Annotated in this window: 15 protein-coding genes and 1 other RNA gene; 4 read left to right on the plus strand and 12 right to left on the minus strand. The window is 45.4% G+C overall.

Annotated elements, in window-relative coordinates; all coding sequences use genetic code 11:
• Positions 1 to 168 precede the first annotated feature (168 nt).
• The 12 genes from IAE45_RS13890 to IAE45_RS13945 form a co-directional block, all read right to left on the minus strand.
• The gene (locus IAE45_RS13890; RefSeq protein ID WP_233619071.1) at positions 169 to 2091 is read right to left on the minus strand and encodes an ABC transporter ATP-binding protein; all 1923 of its coding nucleotides are present in this window, start codon (positions 2089 to 2091) and stop codon (positions 169 to 171) included.
• Positions 2030 to 3769: an ABC transporter ATP-binding protein gene (locus IAE45_RS13895; protein ID WP_081117814.1), complete on the minus strand. Its 1740-nt coding sequence runs from the start codon at positions 3767 to 3769 to the stop codon at positions 2030 to 2032. The genes IAE45_RS13890 and IAE45_RS13895 overlap by 62 nt, the downstream gene beginning before the upstream one ends.
• A 186-nt stretch (positions 3770 to 3955) precedes the next feature.
• Positions 3956 to 5506 carry a PASTA domain-containing protein gene (locus IAE45_RS13900; RefSeq protein WP_200126767.1) on the minus strand — a complete coding sequence of 517 codons (1551 nt, stop codon included), beginning with the start codon at positions 5504 to 5506 and terminating at the stop codon, positions 3956 to 3958.
• Positions 5499 to 6173: an ABC transporter ATP-binding protein gene (locus IAE45_RS13905; protein WP_010749041.1), complete on the minus strand. Its 675-nt coding sequence runs from the start codon at positions 6171 to 6173 to the stop codon at positions 5499 to 5501. The genes IAE45_RS13900 and IAE45_RS13905 overlap by 8 nt, the downstream gene beginning before the upstream one ends.
• Before the next feature lie 12 nt (positions 6174 to 6185).
• A complete protein-coding gene (locus IAE45_RS13910; protein WP_200126769.1) occupies positions 6186 to 7736 on the minus strand; it encodes an FtsX-like permease family protein in 1551 nt (516 codons plus the stop codon).
• A gap of 312 nt (positions 7737 to 8048) precedes the next feature.
• On the minus strand, positions 8049 to 8495 hold the full coding sequence (gene dtd / locus IAE45_RS13915; protein ID WP_200126771.1) for a D-aminoacyl-tRNA deacylase: 447 nt from the start codon (positions 8493 to 8495) through the stop codon (positions 8049 to 8051).
• 6 nt (positions 8496 to 8501) lie between these two features.
• Positions 8502 to 10712 carry a RelA/SpoT family protein gene (locus tag IAE45_RS13920; RefSeq protein ID WP_200126774.1) on the minus strand — a complete coding sequence of 737 codons (2211 nt, stop codon included), beginning with the start codon at positions 10710 to 10712 and terminating at the stop codon, positions 8502 to 8504.
• Positions 10713 to 10899: 187 nt separating this feature from the next.
• A complete protein-coding gene (locus IAE45_RS13925; protein WP_096741829.1) occupies positions 10900 to 11565 on the minus strand; it encodes a deoxyribose-phosphate aldolase in 666 nt (221 codons plus the stop codon).
• A gap of 4 nt (positions 11566 to 11569) precedes the next feature.
• The gene (locus IAE45_RS13930; protein ID WP_200126776.1) at positions 11570 to 12325 is read right to left on the minus strand and encodes a 16S rRNA (uracil(1498)-N(3))-methyltransferase; all 756 of its coding nucleotides are present in this window, start codon (positions 12323 to 12325) and stop codon (positions 11570 to 11572) included.
• 1 nt (position 12326) lies between these two features.
• Positions 12327 to 13274: a 50S ribosomal protein L11 methyltransferase gene (gene prmA, locus IAE45_RS13935; protein WP_200126778.1), complete on the minus strand. Its 948-nt coding sequence runs from the start codon at positions 13272 to 13274 to the stop codon at positions 12327 to 12329.
• Positions 13275 to 13285: 11 nt separating this feature from the next.
• Positions 13286 to 13774 carry a DUF3013 family protein gene (locus IAE45_RS13940; protein ID WP_200126780.1) on the minus strand — a complete coding sequence of 163 codons (489 nt, stop codon included), beginning with the start codon at positions 13772 to 13774 and terminating at the stop codon, positions 13286 to 13288.
• Between the two features lie 16 nt (positions 13775 to 13790).
• A complete protein-coding gene (locus IAE45_RS13945) occupies positions 13791 to 14411 on the minus strand; it encodes a DNA-3-methyladenine glycosylase (RefSeq protein WP_077452337.1) in 621 nt (206 codons plus the stop codon).
• 216 nt (positions 14412 to 14627) lie between these two features.
• On the opposite strand from IAE45_RS13945, the gene IAE45_RS13950 reads away from it, so the two are divergent.
• The 4 genes from IAE45_RS13950 to IAE45_RS13965 all read left to right on the plus strand — a co-directional run bounded on the left by IAE45_RS13950 (position 14628) and on the right by IAE45_RS13965 (position 17188).
• The gene (locus IAE45_RS13950; protein ID WP_077452338.1) at positions 14628 to 15905 is read left to right on the plus strand and encodes a replication-associated recombination protein A; all 1278 of its coding nucleotides are present in this window, start codon (positions 14628 to 14630) and stop codon (positions 15903 to 15905) included.
• Between the two features lie 85 nt (positions 15906 to 15990).
• Positions 15991 to 16185: non-coding RNA, 6S RNA (ssrS, locus tag IAE45_RS13955), on the plus strand.
• 168 nt (positions 16186 to 16353) lie between these two features.
• Entirely contained in the window at positions 16354 to 16644 is a 291-nt protein-coding gene (locus IAE45_RS13960) for a hypothetical protein (protein WP_005233435.1), read from the plus strand.
• 64 nt (positions 16645 to 16708) lie between these two features.
• Entirely contained in the window at positions 16709 to 17188 is a 480-nt protein-coding gene (locus IAE45_RS13965) for a universal stress protein (RefSeq protein ID WP_010749033.1), read from the plus strand.
• The last annotated feature ends 247 nt before the right edge of the window (positions 17189 to 17435 follow it).

The following is a 17435-nucleotide window of genomic DNA, read 5'->3' on the forward strand; positions in this document are numbered from 1 at the left end:
CAACTGCTTACGTGCAGCCGCCATTGTGCAGCTGTCTCAGTGACAGTATACCATTTTTTCGAGCTGCGCAAAAAAACCGATTGGCTTATTGCCAATCGGTCGTTGCAAATAGTGGGAAAATAGGTTACTCTCCAACTGCTCCAACTTTGAGCCATAGCAGTGGCAGGATCAATCCAATTCGATTTTTCCAGTATATAGCTGATAATAGGTGCCTTTTTCAGCCAATAGTGTTTCATGGGTCCCCCGCTCAATGATGCGGCCATGATCCATTACCATGATGACATCGGAGTTTTGGATCGTAGACAATCGGTGGGCGATCACAAACACGGTCCGTCCAGACATCAAACGGTCCATCCCTGATTGGACGATCCGCTCTGTACGGGTGTCGATACTTGAGGTGGCCTCGTCTAAGATCATCACTGGTGGATCAGCAATCGCTGCGCGAGCAATGGCCAACAGCTGCCGTTGCCCTTGGGAAAGTCCTTCGCCATCTCCCGTGATCACGGTATCGTATTTTTCTGGCAAATGATTGATAAACATGTCGGCATTGGCTAGCTTCGCCGCTGCCAGCACTTCTTCATCACTAGCATCCAGTTTCCCAAAGCGAATATTCTCGCGAATCGTTCCAGTAAACAAATGGGTGTCTTGCAAAACGATCCCTAAGGAGCGGCGCAGGGATTCCAGATGGATTTTTTCTATATTGATACCATCATAGCGAATCTTCCCATCTTGGATATTGTAGAATCGATTGATCAGATTGGTGATCGTTGTCTTACCAGCACCTGTGGCACCGACAAAGGCAACTTTTTGTCCGGGTTCTGCATAAAGATTGATATCCTGTAAGACCAGTTGATTGTCGACATAACCAAAATCAACGTCTTCAAACCGCACGTCTCCCGTCACTTCCGTATAGGTAATGGTTCCATCCTCGTGGGGATGTTTCCACGCCCACGTGCCAGTTCGTTCTTTGGTTTCAACTAGCTGACCTTGGGACCATTTGGCATTGACCAGTGTGACGTAGCCATGATCGATTTCTGGCGTTTCATCTAATAGGTTGAAAATTCGCTCAGCACCGGCTAACGCCATGATCACAAAGTTGATTTGTTGTGACACTTGGCTGATGGGACCATTCAATGAACGGCTCAGTTGCAAGAAAGAAGCGATCATCCCGACCGTTAGTCCAGAAACACCATTGATGGCAAACAGGCCACCAATGATGGCGATCAAGACATATTGGACATTCAGTAAGTTCATCATGATCGGCATCAAGGTATTGGCATTGACATTGGCTTTAGTGGCACTTTCTTGTAGTTGGTCATTTAAGGCATCAAATTCTTCCATGACGATCTTTTCATGATTGAAGATCTTGACGACCTTTTGCCCGTGCATCATTTCTTCGATATACCCGTTGACAGCGCCTAAATCTCGTTGCTGGGCGCCAAAGAAGCGGCCGCTGCGGCGAGAAATGATGCGGATCACATTTAGCATCAAAATAACCGACAGCATCACGAACAGAGTCAATGGGACACTGATGGAGAACATGGCGATAAAGACGGAACAAAAGGTCACTGCCGCCATCATCAAGTTCGGAATACTTTGAGAGATCATTTGACGCAACGTATCCGTATCATTAGTAAAATGGCTCATGATGTCGCCATCTGAGCGGGCATCAAAGTAGCCGACGGGCAGAGACTGCATATGCGTGAACATTTGGTCCCGGATTTTTTTCTGTGTCCCTTCACTGATTTTGACCATCATAAAGTTATAGGTCAGTGCGGCCAAGATTCCAATCAGGTAGATGATCGCCATTTGAACGATCGCCCGAAACAAGCCGCCAAAATCAGGATGGACTTGCCCTAAGAGGGGTGTGATATGATCGTCGATCACGACTTGTAAAAACAACGAACCGCGTACGTTGGCAAAGGCACTTAACAAGATCATGACCACGACGAACAGGAGTTGTCCTTTGTAGTCGCCAAACATCGTTCGCAATAAACGTTTCAATGTGCGCTTGGGATTTGCTGCTTGTCTATTCTTCACCTTCACCAAATCCTTTCTGCTGCGAATGGTACACTTCTTGATAGATGGCATTGTTTGCCAACAATTCTTCGTGGGTACCGATGCCGTTGATTTTTCCATCATCCATTACGATGATCCGGTCGGCGTCTTCGATCGAGTTGATCCGTTGAGAAATAATGATCGTCGTCGTTCCCGGAATTTCTCGTTTCAAGCCTTCGCGGATACTGCGATCGGTTTTGGTGTCGACGGCACTAGTAGAATCATCGAGAATCAAGATTTTCGGTTTCTTCAGCAAGGCGCGAGCAATCGTCAACCGTTGTTTTTGCCCACCGGAAACATTGTTTCCTCCTTGCGAAATCTGTGTTTCATACTTGTCAGGAAACTCTTGAATAAAGGGATCGGCTTGTGCGATCGTTGCCACGCGCTGGATCTCTTCATCCGATGCCTCTTCATTGCCCCAACGCAAATTGTCGTTAATAGTGCCGCTAAAGAGTACGTTGTTTTGCAAGACCATACTTACTTGGTCCCGCAATGCTTCTAAATCATAGTCGCGAACATCATGACCGCCGACGATGACACGCCCTTCAATCACATCATATAAGCGCGGGATCAGCTGGACGAGGGTGGATTTCCCACTCCCGGTTCCACCAATGATTCCAATGACTTCACCGGATTCGATGTGTAGATTCGCATCCGTCAGCGCCAACTTATTTTTGTCATTGGCGTAACTAAAGCCAACATTTTCAAAAACGATGGAGCCGTCTTTGATCTCTTTGACCGGATCGGCGGGATTTTTCAAGTCACTTTCTTCATCTAATACTTCCACGACCCGTTCTGCCGACGTTCGTGCGATCAAAATCTGCACGAAAGCCATCGACATCATCATCAAGCTCATCAAAATCTGCATCGTGTAGTTGAACATGCTGACTAATTCACCCGTCGTCAGGCTACTTTGTTCCACGATCAGCTGGGCACCAAACCATGACAAGAGTAGCATACATGTATAGACTGCAAATTGCATCAATGGCATATTAAAGGAAACGATCCGTTGCGCCAGCGTGAAATTCCGATAAACATCGGTGGACACTTCGCCAAACAGTTCTTCTTGCTGTTCTTCCCGGACATACGATTTCACGACACGAACCCCTTGTAAATTCTCTTGTACCACATTATTCAAGCGGTCATAAATGCGGAATACTTTTAGAAACAGTGGGTGGGCAAAACGAATCACTAAGGCAAGGCCAATCGCTAAGATCGGCAAAACAACTAAGTAGATCGTCATAAGTTCTGGGCTGATGGTGCTAACCATTGCAAGTGAGAAAATCAGAACTAACGGACTGCGGACCAGAATACGAATAATCATTTGATACGCATTTTGGACGTTGGTCACGTCAGTGGTCAAGCGGGTGATCAAACTGGAGGAAGAAAAGCGGTCAATGTTTGAAAAGGAAAAATCTTGGATTCGGCGAAACAGATTGTGCCGCAGGTTGCGGGCAAAACCAGCCGAAGCGATCGCTGCGGTTCGTCCACCAAGTGTTCCTAAAAGTAACGCGATCAAGGAACATAAAAAAAGCAAGCCGCCATCTCTTAGAATCACACCGGCGTCTCCTTTTTCGATCCCTTGGTCGATCATCATGGCCATGATCAGGGGCATAATGACATCTAAGGCAACCTCTCCTGCTACATACACAGGGGTCAGCAAGCTGTCCTTCTTATAGCTGCCAACATTCGCGAGTAATTTTTTTATCATTTGTTTCGTCCCTTCTATAGATGGCACTGCGGAGCCATTTTTTATCGTTACCATCAAGTTTACTTTATCGATCCAGCGATTTCAAGCGGCTCGCTCGTGTTTTTTTTACAATTAGTAAGTAAAAACACCCTTCCAAGGAAGGGTGCTTACCTTTTGATACTGTGTGAAAAAGTGTTGGTTGCGAGATTATTCGGCAGTAGATGAACCAGCGGTACTGACCGGTTCATCGGTATCGTCACCGCCATCATCTGCCGGCGGTGTTTGGGTACTGCCTTGCAGATTGCCACGACTGATCCCGATAGTGATCCACGTTTCTAAGGGAATAAACTCGCCGTAACGGCTCATTTCAACGACGGTTCCTTTCGGTTCCGCCGAATCGACATAGTAGATTTCGTAATAGACATTGGCGCCTTTTGATTTGTATTCATCAAAGAATAGTTTTGGCAAGTCGCCTTCCGTTGCTTGGAAACGGATGTCTTTCAAATACGGTCGGCCTAATGAGTAGACGACTTTGACAGTTGGCAAAGTATCGCTTTCGCTGTATTCTTTGCCTGCTTCCTCCGACTGACTCAAGAAACTACCATACGCCACTTGATCGGAATAGACCGTGCTGACTTGCAGCGGGATCTTCGATTCTAGACCTTGGGCTTCTTCGATCGTGTATTGTGAAAAATCTGGAACGGTCAAAGCCTGGCCTTTTGAGACCTTCACCACAAATTCTTCTTTTTTCGCAAGTTTGCTGCCTTTGACTGGTTCTTGTGAAACCACCAGGTCTAGGGCGACACTGTCAGAAAAGACGGTTTCTTCTTTGTATTTCAAGTCATTCTTTTTCGCCCATTCGGAAGCTTCACTTTTGGCTTTGCCTGTAAAATCAGGTACTTCAATATTTTTTTCAAAGACTTCTTTGCCCTTTGAATAATAGACACTCAAACGGTCTTTGCGTTTGTATTCGGCTAAATCAAGCTCTTTGTTGGCCGCCTCTTGTTTAATAAAAGCTTCTGCTGCTACGTTGTCGTCAAATTGTTCGATCAAAGAGAGGTTCTCGGCTTTATTGCTGGCGATCCATTCTTTTGCTTCGGTCACTTGCATCGCTGAAAAATCTGGCAGCTCTAAGCGTTCTTCAGGATCAGGCCCGAGACTCGCCGTCAGTGTCAGTGTGGCACCTTTCTTGATCTTTTTGTCAGGGTCAACACTTTGGTCGATTACTTGGTTGACGTCTTTGTCAAAGTCATATTCTTGCTCCACTTTAATAGCGACGCCTTCTTCCACGCCCCACGTCCGCGCTTCTGACAAATCTTGGGCAGTGAAATCTGGCACCTTGACATGGGTCATTTGATAGTAGACGATCCCGATCACGGCAACTGCCAAAGCGGTCAACAGGGCAATCAACAAGATTTTTTTCTGCCGACGCTTTTTGTAGGTCGGATCAAATTCCGTTTCTTCTTTCCCAAAACGGCTGACTGGTTCCTTTGACGCTATCTTCTCCGTCGAAGAACTCGCTGCTTTTGCTTCAGTCGTCTGTGTTTGTTGACGGGCTGCCGAGCGACTCATCGGCTCACTAGCTGTCGGCTCTTCTGATTGGTGAACCGTCGTTGGCTCCGCTGGTTTGCTCGCTTGCTCAGCGCCGCTTGCATTTTGATCTCCGACAGGTTCGTTGGTTTTTTTCTCGCTATTGCCAGCAGGCTTCTTTTTGCCATCATAGTTGTCCGGGCTGAAATTTGATAAAAAATCACTCATGCTTACTCAACACACCTTTACGTAAATACAAGACTTCATCTGCTTGTTGGGCGATCTCATTGGCGTGGGTCACGACGATCACACATTTGTTGTGGACGTGTGCCAGCTCCTTAAAGATATCGATGATCTCTTGTTCCATTTCTTCATCCAAATTCCCGGTTGGTTCGTCCGCTAAAATGATATCGACATTGGTGGCTAATGCCCGCGCGATCGCTACCCGTTGTTGTTCACCACCAGATAATTGATTGACGAGCCGATCAGCTTTTTCCTTGGTGATGCCAATATAATCCAGCAAATTGTACGCCACTTCTCGTTGATTGTCAGGCAACTGATTTTTCGTGATTGCCATCGGCACTAAGACATTCTCGACTGCACTCAAATAAGGAATCAGATTATAGCTTTGGAAAATAATACTGATGTCGTCGCGGCGGTAATTCTCATGCCCGATTTTTTCGATATCGGTGCCTTCATAAAGTACTTGTCCACTTTTCGGACTATCCAGTGCACTGATCAAGGACAAAAACGTCGTTTTTCCCGAACCAGATTGACCTAAGATGGCATAAAATCGGCCTTTTTCAAAAGAAACAGAAGTCTCTTTCAGTATATAGCGACGCTGATCGCCGTCTTGGTAATAGTAATCGACTGCTTTGGTTTCTAATAAAGTCATCGTTGGTTCCTCCTACATCATGATTTTCTTTGGATTCAGGCGCAAAATATACAATAGCGGTAAAATCGCTGAGAGTAAGACAGTTCCTAGACCTAACAGCAGATACGTGATGATGTAGCCGGCTGAGAAGGACACTTGATAGGCATTCTTGATATCCATGTAATCAATATTAGCTGCCATCAAACCGCCAGAATAAACACCGCCCATATCATTTTGATTGCTCATCCAATCGTTTTGCATCAAAGTATTTGAAACGGCCCCACCTAATAAGTTCCCGGTCACTAATGACAATAGCAGTGCGGCTAAACTAACCAGCAAGACTTCAATTACGATCTGTCCAATGACTTTCCCGCGGCTTTCCCCCAAGGAGAGATAGATCCCTAATTCTTGTTTCCGATCTCGTAAGAAAAGTAGGACCACTAAGGAAATGATAAAGATGGTTGCGATCGATGCAATGATCACGATGTAATTTGCGATCACCCCTAAACGAGTAAAGCCACCGGCGATCTGCTCGTATTGATCCGTATTGGCAATGACACGATAGTATTGGGGCAATAAGGCACCGGCTTCTTGTTTAAAGGCTTCGACGTCATCCGTTGAATTTAGGACAAAGATCGGCTGATAATAGGCGTCTGACTCTTCTTCGATCACTTCTTGACCCCAAAGCTTTTCAGACTGCAATTTGTTAAAATCTTGCACTAAATTATTGCTAGCATAAAAGGTGTTGATTTGATCCATCACTTGCCATATCTGATCACTATTTTGAGAATTGCTCTGATCTGATGAATTGCCTTGATTGCTTTGATCCTTTTTAACGACAGAAAAGATCCCTGCAATGGTCACGGGATAATCAAAGGTTGCGACACGATTGCCACTTTCAGCTGTTTCGTCCGTCGCATCCTCACTATCGTCACTCACTGCTTCGCTTGAGCCTTCTTCCATCATGACTTCTGCCCGTGTATCCCACACCAATTGATCACCGACACTCAGGTTATTCAATTCTGCGATCTCTTTACTGATCAATACCGCGTTCGTCAACTCACTGACATCTTTTTCTGTCAATCCCTCGCCTTCCTCCAAGCGAATCAAGCCTTCTTGCATGTCTAATGGCTCAACCAAATTTCCACCCTTCAAGGTGAAATAGTTGCCCCCCATGCCGACCGAGCCATCCTCTGGCGTATAGGCTTTCAATTTTGTTGTTTCTAACCATGCTTGATTTTGGTAATCAAAGTATTTCACATAGCTTAACTGACCGATTTGCTCATAAACATCCAATGCTGGTGGTTTCGGATAAAAATCCTCTCGAGACCGCTCTTCATCCGAAACATCTGCGTTGTCTTTTTCAAAACCTTCCCAATCCATTTCCACCGTAGCTACGTTCCCCATTTTGCGTTTCGTCTCACGCTCCACGTTGGCAGTGGATTGTTGAATTGCTACAGCACCAGCGATCACATTGCCTAAAATAAATAGAACTAAAAATAAAATAAATGATTTCCCTTTTCTTCTGGTGATACTTTTTAATGCACGCTGCCAAAAGTTCATTGTTATTTCCTCCAGTGACATTATTTTTTAACAATTATTCCATACTTCTCCCTTAAGAACAATCGCAATAAAGGATCGTTTTTCGAATTTGAAACATTAAAAAACGAGCGCAAACGATATTTTCATTTAAAAACCCTTATAAAAGAACAAGAAAAAGATGTTAAATAACAAATAAAAGAATGGGATTTTTGCTAACAGTTTTGTAAGATTTCCCGATTTCAACTTAGATTTCACATAGAGTCCATCAAAAACGCTTGGCGCTTTCGAGAGGATAAAAAAACGAAGGAATTCTCTCACTATTTCCCAGCGAGAAAATCCTTCGTTTTGTATCACTTATTTTTCTTTCGTATCGATCACGATCGTCACCGGGCCATCATTGACCAAGGCGACTTGCATATCTGCGCCAAATTTCCCGGTAGCAACAGTGATCCCTTCGGCCTTTAAGCCTTCATTAAAGGCTTCGTAAAGCGGGATCGCAATACTTGGCGGTGCCGCTTGAATGAAGCTGGGGCGATTGCCTTTCTTAGTCTCCCCATAGAGGGTAAACTGTGAAATACTCAAGACGGAACCGTTTATGCTTTCCAGTGACCGATTCATTTTGCCCTCTTCGTCTTCAAAAACCCGTAAATTCTTGATTTTTCTTACGAGATAAGCCACATCGTCGCCTGTATCCTCATGGGTGATCCCCAATAAAACCATAAACCCTTGTTGGATCGCACCGACGATATTCTCCTCAATCGACACACTTGCTTGACTGACTCGCTGAATCACTGCCCGCATTCTTTCTCATCCCTTCGTACGTCTGACGCTGTAAACATCTGGAATCTGCTTGATCTTATCAACGATCGATTTCAAATGAGTCAAATTCTGAATCGCCACCGTGATGCGGATCGTTGCCATTTTGTCTTTGTTGGTTTTGGCTTCGACACTCACTAAGCGCTTCGTGACAGTGTTGACTGTCTGTAAGACATCATTGAGCAACCCAGAACGATCATAGCCGTAGATCTCAAGATCGGCATCGTATTCTTTGTTGATGTCGGTGGCATCTTCCCACTCAACATCGATCAAACGGTTCGCGGCGTCTTTGTTTTGAACATTGGGGCAATCGCTGCGGTGGATCGAGATCCCCCGGCCTTTGGTAATGTAGCCGACGATCGAATCTCCAGGGACTGGATTGCAGCAGCGGGAGATGCGGATCAACAAGTTATCGACCCCTTCAATGACAATGCCGCCTTCGTGACGAACCTTCATTTTTTCTGGTTCTTTTTTCGCCGGTTGATTGATCATCTCTTGGACTTGCTGTTTTTGCTTCTCGATTTGTTTCTCCCGCCGTTCTTCTTCGGTCAAACGGTTGGCTAAGGTCGTGGGACTGACTTCCCCATAGCCGACAGAGGCAAACAAGTCATCTTCTGTTTGATAATTGAACCGTTCGCAAGCTTCCGCCATTTTGCTTTTCGTCAAAAATTCTTTCGGCACAAAGCCCATATCTTGTAAAGTACGAACCACTGCCTCATGCCCTTTGATGATATTCTCATCACGATCTTGGGCTTTAAAAAATCGTTTGATTTTGTTCTTCGCTTTGCTGGTAGCCACTAGTTTGACCCAGTCGCGGCTTGGCCCAAAGGAATTTGGTGAGGTCAAGATCTCGATAATGTCCCCATTTTTTAGCTTGTAGTCCAATTGGACCATCTTGCCATTGACCTTGGCGCCGGTGGTTTTGTTACCGATGTCGGTATGGATGCTATAGGCAAAATCCAGTGGACTGGAGCCTTGAGGCAACTCCGTCACATCACCTTTTGGCGTAAAGACATAGACTTTGTCGCTGAAAATATCGCCTTTGACACCTTCCATAAATTCAGAAGCATCATAGCTTTCGTCTTGTAGTTCCAAGATTTCGCGGAACCAACCAACTTGTTGGGTCATCTTGTCGGCTTTGACTTTTTCCGTCTTGCCTTCTTTATAGGCCCAGTGCGCAGCAACCCCAAATTCAGCGATCTCATGCATTTCATGGGTCCGAATTTGGATCTCGACAGGATTGCCTTTTGGACCAATAACCGTCGTATGCAGTGATTGGTACATGTTGGCTTTTGGCATCGCGATATAGTCCTTGAACCGCCCTGGCATTGGTTTCCATTTTGTATGGATCGTTCCCAAAACCGCGTAACAATCTTTGATGGAGTCAACGATCACTCGGATCGCCAACAAATCATAAATTTCATTGAACTGTTTCTTTTGGTCTTTCATTTTGCGATAGATCGAGTAAATATGCTTTGGTCGACCATAGATCTCAGCATAGATATCTAGTTCTTCCGTAGCGATCCGAATCTCTTCCACAGTTTCGGAAACGTAGGATTCCCGTTCCTCTCGTTTGGTCTGCATCAAATGCACGATTCGGTAATATTGCTGTGGATTCAAGTAACGCAAAGAAATATCTTCTAATTCCCATTTGATGCGGCTGATCCCTAAACGATGAGCCAATGGGGCATAGATTTCCATCGTTTCTTGGGCGATACGGCGTTGTTTGTCTTCCCGCAGATGTTTCAACGTACGCATATTATGTAAACGGTCAGCCAGTTTGACCATGATGACCCGTAAATCTTGCGCCATGGCGATCAACATTTTCCGATGATTTTCTGCTAATTGTTCTTCATGAGATTTGTACTTGATCTTACCCAGCTTGGTCACGCCATCCACTAGCATCGCTACATCGGCACCGAATTCTTCTTTCAGATCGGCTAGCGTCACATCAGTATCTTCGACGACATCATGCAAAAAACCTGTTGCAACGGTATGAGGATCCATCTGCAATTCTGCCAAGATCCCCGCAACTTGGATTGGATGAATAATGTAAGGCTCGCCGGATTTACGGAATTGTTCTTTGTGGGCTTCTGTCGCATAGTCTAATGCTTTTTGGACAAAGGCAACGTGTTCTTCACTCATATAATGAGCGACCAATTTGATGACATTGGGCCCGGTCAATATAACTTCTTTTGCCATTCATTCCGCCTCCTGCTCTTCTTTTTTGTGCTATCAAAAAGGCAGACAGAAGTCACTGTTAACGTCTCGTCACGCACCCAAAGCCTTGCGGACAAACGTTCTAAGCATGGGACTCCTGTCTAACCTGCAGTTCTTATTTAGTAGTATTATTATACAAATTTTTCAGCTATTTTTCAATCGCTGTTGTTCAAAGCATATCGGGTGCTGGCTGGTCCTTAAGCAATTCTTCAAAAACATGATACGAGAGCCCGATTTTTTCGGCGCCGGCAGCTCGTAATGATTCCAGAGCTTGTTCATCGACCGTATCGGGATTGATCTGGATCGACAGTTGGCTGCCACCATCTAAGGAAAACAAGCTCACGTCATGCAATGCTTCTGCTAGTGGTTGTTTTTGTCCTAACACAATCTTTGGCCAAGCTTCTTCTTTCAAGCGCTGTGCCACTTGGATCTTCGTCAATTCATTCATGATTTCGGTCTGTACAGCTAAGCGGATCTCCCCTCCTGTCAAGGTCAAGGAGCGGATCGTTTCGGTCAACTCTGCAAAGCCACGATCATTTTCCATGAAGGAAGAAGCCGGTAGCCAGACTTCTAAAAAATCGGCACCTTCCATAAACGCCCGACCGATTTCAAACGCTACCTTTGCCAGTGTTCCTTGGGCAAGGGGGTAATCGATCACTGCGCCGATTTGTAGGGAAGAGCCTTGTGCCAAGATTTTCGCCCGCCGAATGGCACTAGGCAAAACGACGACTTCCTTTAAGGTCGTCTTATATTGATTGATAAAATCCTTCAAGACCCAGTCGGTCAGATCGGCCGTCAACAAACGGACACTGATTGCTTCTTGGTTCTTATTCATCAACTCACATCCTCTTTAATTCCGTTAACACACTGACAGCACTTAAAAAATAAAACGGTGCTGTTTCTGTTCGTAAAATCCGAGGGCCTAACCCGCATAATTTGGCGTTGTTTTCCTGGGCTTCTTCGATTTCGTAGGGGGTCAGACCGCCTTCTGGGCCAAAGATCGCTAAAACTTTGCTACCAACGGGCAATGCGGTGATCACTTGCAGCAGCATCGCTGCTTCTCCTTGCTTGGCTGATTCTTCATAAGCCACTAGGACCGCATCATACTGACTGAGGCTTTGCCAAAATGCTTTGGCGTTATCCAGCAGTGTGATGGCTGGTGCGATCTGCCGTTGGGATTGCTCCGCCGCTTCTTGGGCGATTTTTTGCAGCCGCTGCTGCTTTTTCTGCAACTTCTTTTGATCCCATTTCACGACCGAAGTTTGCGCAGGAAAACCGATAAAGGCTGCTGCCCCAAGTTCCGTGCCTTTTTGAACGATCAGGTCCAGCTTGTCGCCTTTCGGGTAGCCGCTAGCGACCGTGACCTGCAGCGGCAATTCCTTGTCCTGCTGTTCTTTTTCGACTTCCTCTAAGTAAACCGTTTCTTCATCGGCCTCTTTGATCTTGGCGATGATCGCCAAATGATCCTCAAAGACTAAACCGACTTTCGTGCCGGGCGTCATGCGCATCACTCGGATCATATGGTGGAAAGGTTCTCCCGAAACGGCAAACACCGCTTTTGCTTCATAAGGCTCCTGTAAAAAATATCGTTGCATCTTACTCTACCTCTGATTTTTTAAAGGCGATCGCATACCAGTCTTTTTGATTGAACAATTGATCGATCTCAAAGCCTTGTGCGATCATGGCATCGATCACTAATTGTTTTTTCGTCTCAATAATCCCAGAAACGATCAAGGTGCCTTCTTGCTTCAATAGACGCCACGCATCAGGGATCATCAATAAAATGATGTCCGCTAAAATATTGGCAACGATAAGATCAGCAGGGACTGTCACTCCTTGCAAAAGGTCATTGGCTTGGACAGTCACATCGTGAGCAATGGGGTTCATCGCCATATTTTCTTGAGCGGACCTCACAGCGACTTCATCTAGATCATAAGCGAACACGTCTTTGGCACCTAAATATTTACTGGCGATACTCAACACGCCTGAGCCCGTCCCGACATCTAAGACGGTTTCGCCGCCTCGCAAGTAGACTTCTAGGGCTTGTAATGTCAACCGTGTTGTAGGATGTGTGCCGGTCCCAAAAGCCATCCCCGGATCAAGGGTGATGATCTTTTCCTCTTCTTGCAGCGGTTGATAGTTTTCCCAGCTCGGCACGATCGTCAGATAGCGGGAGATACGGACTGGATGGTAATATTTTTTCCAGGCCGTTGCCCATGCTTCTTCCACGACCTCGCTCGTTGTGATGGTGTTTTTGCCGATCGCCAAACCATACTCTGGCAGACGGTCAATGGCTGCTTTGATCGTCGGTAGCACTTCTGGTAAAAAGATCGTCTCTGGGAAATAGGCACTGACTTGCGCGCCTTCTTCTAAGGTCGTATAGGTTTCTTTATCCAAAATTTCGCCATATGCATCGCTTTTAAAATTTTCGATATCTAAAACGTCCTCGATCGCTACCCCACTTGCTCCGTGTTCCATTAAAATATTGGCGACTGCTTCCACTGCTTCGCTAGCTGTCGCTACGGTTACTTCATTCCACTTCATGTTCGTTCTCCTTAGTAACTAGGGTACGGGATCATGGTTTCCCCAGACCCGGCTTGATAGTTCGTCATTTTCTCCACAAATGCTTCTTCGTTGAATCGCAATTCAAAGATCGCTTCTTCACTGTCATCGTTCAAGAAATCAAGCAGATCGCTTTGGCCTTCTTCTAAAATTTCTTGAATGTAATCAACCAATCCGTCTAACAACGCTTTTTGGATCCCTTTTTTCCCTGCATAAGGGATCGTCGCTAAATAATCTTCTTCATCAAACGTTGATTTTTGTGGATCATACAGCAAAATCCCATCTTCAAATTCAATGATCGCTTCTTCTGATGCCACACCTTGCGCATCGTCGATCTGCACGTGGTGAGGATTTTCAGCAAACAAGCGCAGCACCAATTCGATCGTATGATTTTTGGCATCCCAATCGATCGCCACATCATAGTCGGTGATTTTTTTCGTTAATCGCTGATCTAAGTAAGTCAATATCGTTTCTTTCGCCATCACTATTCCTTCTTTCTTAACACCATCCATGGTCTTGCTGAACAGCGGTTTTTCGTATATTTGTCAAATAAGGATTGCCAGCCACTGCAAAACGAAGCGGCATCTGGGTCCATTCCCCTTTGTTCGGGATACCGATCCGAGGCAATGCCAAAATTTCTTTTGGGGTACGTCGGCGCTCAGGAACCAAATGCAGCGGACTCGTAAAAATCGATTTGCCGTAAAGCTCCGCTGGAATCTGTAGTGCCTGCACTAGTTTCCCGGGGCCATTGGCTACATCCGGTCCCGTCTTTTGTCGCTGTTGTTCCATCAAGTCAATCCCATCCACCGGTTCTAGCCCGCGAATCATGACTCCTTGCGGGATGCCTTTTGGCTGCGTAATAAAGTTGACGATTCGATGCGTGTGCATCGTATATAAATAAATCGTACCTGGTTCCTGATACATCGCCCGAACCCTTGGTGTGTTTCGCATGCCCACACTATGAGCCGCCAGATCATCGGGACCTAAATACGCTTCACAATCCACGATATACCCACCTAATGTTCCTACTGGGGTCTCATGTTCCAAATACATCCCTAATAAGGCACGTGCGATGGTCGTTGTCGGCTGTGTCGCAAAAAGTGCCATTAATTCATCCATTCTCATCACCCTCTTTATTCTACACAATTCTCGGCGAACTTACTATCTTTGACTACAGAGTTACGACGATCTCAACGATTTCTTTTCAACGATCCTGATTTTTGCTGACTGAGTGGAAAATAAGGGCCCTTTTGTTTCCGTAAGGGCGCAAATCAGCTTGTTTATGAGAATGTACGTTCTTATGTTATACTTACAGGAAAAGGAGAGGATCGTTTTATGCAGCAGCCACTTGCTTATCGAATGCGGCCACGGAACTTAGATGAAGTCGTCGGACAGCAGCATTTGGTTGGCCCGGGGAAAATCATTCGCCGAATGGTCGAAGCCAAAATGCTTTCTTCGATGATCCTATACGGACCGCCGGGAACCGGAAAAACCAGCATTGCCAGTGCGATCGCCGGCTCGACACGCTATGCGTTTCGCATGCTGAACGCCGCCACAGATACAAAAAAAGACCTGCAAATCGTGGCAGAGGAAGCCAAAATGAGCGGTACTGTCATTTTATTGCTGGATGAAGTCCATCGACTAGACAAGACAAAACAAGACTTTTTACTGCCCCATTTAGAAAGCGGCAAGATCATTATGATCGGTGCCACGACGGAAAATCCCTACATTACGATCAATCCAGCGATTCGCAGTCGGACACAGATTTTTGAAGTCAAACCGCTCCAAGAAGAAGATATTTTGACCGCCATTGATCAAGCCTTAGCAGATGAAACTCGCGGACTTGGATCAGAAACCATCGTATTGACCGATGATGCCCGCTTGCATCTCTCGCGAGCGACCAACGGTGATTTACGAAGTGCGCTAAATGGCTTAGAACTCGCTGCCCGTTCCACACCAAAAGGACCAGACGGCATTATTCATTTGACCTTAGAAATCATCGAAGAGTGCGTACAGCGTAAAGCATTGACCCACGATAAAGATGGGGATGCGCACTATGATGTGATCTCTGCTTTTCAAAAATCGATTCGTGGCAGTGATGTGGATGGTGCGCTGCATTACTTAGGTCGTTTAGTAGAGGCAGGCGATCTGGCGATCATTTGTCGGCGCTTGATGGTCATCGGCTATGAAGACATCGGTTTAGCTAACCCAGCAGCCGCTGCTCGAACCGTCAATGCTGTGTTAGCCGCTGAACGTTTGGGCTTACCGGAAGCTCGGATTCCGTTAGCCGATACAGTGGTCGATCTATGTCTGTCACCCAAATCCAACTCTGCCTACATGGCATTGGATGCAGCGATCGCAGATATTCGCAGCGGCAAAGCTGGCGATGTCCCGGATCATTTACGAGACAGTCATTACAAAGGTGCCGAAAGCTTGAATCGGGGTGTTGGCTATCAATACCCGCATAATTTTGATGATGCCTGGGTCGATCAGCAATACTTACCTGATAAGCTGAAAAATACTCATTATTACCAACCAAAAGCCACCGGTAAATATGAGCAAGCACTAGGCCAACGGTACCAACAATTGCAGCAACGAAAGAAAAAAAACTAGGTGCTTAGGAAAAATAGCGACTTTTTGGTATCGTTTTCAAACAACTTTATTGCACCTTCGTCATTCCTATGCTACTATAAGGGTGGGAATTCTGTGATGTACGAGTTGTCCCTTTTGTGTGTTGACCGAACATTTTTATTGATATCTTGGGATCCGTCTTGTGTCAATGCTGGTAACATGCCTTTTCCTTTGGTAGTTCGAAGCTTAGACCGTGGAACCCACCTGCTAGAATTTGCGGGATCAATACTATGGGAAAAAGAACGGCATCAACGGATATTACCCATTCTTTTTAGAATGTGCCATCTGTTTTTAACAGATGGCTTTTTTGCGTTTTCTAGCCGTTAGAAACCGTACAACGTCCTTCATCTGATATCAAAGTAAGGGTGGCTTTTGCTATTCTTTCTAGGGTTCGCTATACTAAACCTATCAACTTAGGACAGGATGGCGTATGTTTATGATTCTTCTATTATTTACGATCGTGGCACTCGTATTATTCGGCACCAGTTATTTGCTTTATGCCAAACAAGCGATTTTTTTCACTTTGATCCCTACTACTGAGGCGAATAAAGTCTTCTTAAAAACCTATAGCCTCATTCATTTCCTTTTAGGTGTAGTGGCATTGGTTGTGGGCTTTGTCGATAGAGAGCTGATTGCCTTGTTTTATTTGGCGTTGCTGTTGCTCTCTTCCGCATCTTTCAGCATCTTGCTGGCACAAAAAATGAAAAAAAAGGAAGATTAGGTTTTCTTTTTCCAGAAAAAAGCATTACAATAAAAGTAGAAGATAACAGATGGGAGTGTTTCTTATGTTACAACAATATCAACGAATCATGGTAGCCGTCGATGGGTCCAGCGAGTCCGAATTAGCCTTCAAAAAAGCCGTGAACGTGGCACAGCGGAATGATTCTGAATTAGTTTTAGCACATGTGATCGACACTCGGGCCTTTCAAACCGTTTCTTCTTTTGACGGCATGCTTGCTGAGCAAGCAACCGAAATGGCCAAACAAACCTTGAAAGACTATGAGGATTATGCCCGCAAGCATCAAGTAACTGCGGTCAAAACGGTGATCGAATACGGCTCGCCAAAACCGATCATTGCCAAACAATTGCCAGAAGATCACGACATCGATTTGATTATGATCGGTGCCACTGGTTTAAATGCCGTGGAACGAATCTTTATCGGTTCCGTTTCTGAGTATGTCATTCGCCATGCCGGCTGTGATGTGTTAGTTGTACGGACAGACCTAGAAAACAAAGTCCCAGCAAAAGACCACACGAAAGCTTAATAGTGAGACGACCTGCCGCTGCTTGGCAGGTTTTTTTTGTACAAAAAAAACCGTGACAAAAGCAAAAGAGGCAACGAGCGCTCAGGTCTCATTGGTCTTTTTGACTTTGGTCACAGCTCTTTGACAAGTCGGTTATCCAAACTTGTACAGCAAAAAATGAAAGCAAAGTAATAGGTACTCCTATCTAACCATGTTTCCGCTTGATTGTAAATAGTTTTTCTGAATTTTCTGAATAAATAGTTAATTT

Source organism: Enterococcus sp. S53 (assembly GCF_016516865.1).
Lineage (GTDB): Bacteria > Bacillota > Bacilli > Lactobacillales > Enterococcaceae > Enterococcus_D > Enterococcus_D innesii.

What these genes read in the sequence shown, in the direction of transcription:
- IAE45_RS13910 (WP_200126769.1), bottom strand. Translation starts at nt 7,736, where the DNA reads ATGTCACTGGAGGAAATAACAATGAACTTTTGGCAGCGTGCATTAAAA.
- IAE45_RS13925 (WP_096741829.1), bottom strand. Translation starts at nt 11,565, where the DNA reads ATGAATAAGAACCAAGAAGCAATCAGTGTCCGTTTGTTGACGGCCGAT.
- IAE45_RS13950 (WP_077452338.1), top strand. Translation starts at nt 14,628, where the DNA reads ATGCAGCAGCCACTTGCTTATCGAATGCGGCCACGGAACTTAGATGAA.
- IAE45_RS13900 (WP_200126767.1), bottom strand. Translation starts at nt 5,506, where the DNA reads ATGAGTGATTTTTTATCAAATTTCAGCCCGGACAACTATGATGGCAAA.
- IAE45_RS13940 (WP_200126780.1), bottom strand. Translation starts at nt 13,774, where the DNA reads ATGGCGAAAGAAACGATATTGACTTACTTAGATCAGCGATTAACGAAA.
- IAE45_RS13890 (WP_233619071.1), bottom strand. Translation starts at nt 2,091, where the DNA reads ATGCCATCTATCAAGAAGTGTACCATTCGCAGCAGAAAGGATTTGGTG.
- dtd (WP_200126771.1), bottom strand. Translation starts at nt 8,495, where the DNA reads ATGCGGGCAGTGATTCAGCGAGTCAGTCAAGCAAGTGTGTCGATTGAG.
- IAE45_RS13930 (WP_200126776.1), bottom strand. Translation starts at nt 12,325, where the DNA reads ATGCAACGATATTTTTTACAGGAGCCTTATGAAGCAAAAGCGGTGTTT.
- prmA (WP_200126778.1), bottom strand. Translation starts at nt 13,274, where the DNA reads ATGAAGTGGAATGAAGTAACCGTAGCGACAGCTAGCGAAGCAGTGGAA.
- IAE45_RS13960 (WP_005233435.1), top strand. Translation starts at nt 16,354, where the DNA reads ATGTTTATGATTCTTCTATTATTTACGATCGTGGCACTCGTATTATTC.
- IAE45_RS13965 (WP_010749033.1), top strand. Translation starts at nt 16,709, where the DNA reads ATGTTACAACAATATCAACGAATCATGGTAGCCGTCGATGGGTCCAGC.
- IAE45_RS13895 (WP_081117814.1), bottom strand. Translation starts at nt 3,769, where the DNA reads ATGATAAAAAAATTACTCGCGAATGTTGGCAGCTATAAGAAGGACAGC.
- IAE45_RS13920 (WP_200126774.1), bottom strand. Translation starts at nt 10,712, where the DNA reads ATGGCAAAAGAAGTTATATTGACCGGGCCCAATGTCATCAAATTGGTC.
- IAE45_RS13905 (WP_010749041.1), bottom strand. Translation starts at nt 6,173, where the DNA reads ATGACTTTATTAGAAACCAAAGCAGTCGATTACTATTACCAAGACGGC.
- IAE45_RS13945 (WP_077452337.1), bottom strand. Translation starts at nt 14,411, where the DNA reads ATGGATGAATTAATGGCACTTTTTGCGACACAGCCGACAACGACCATC.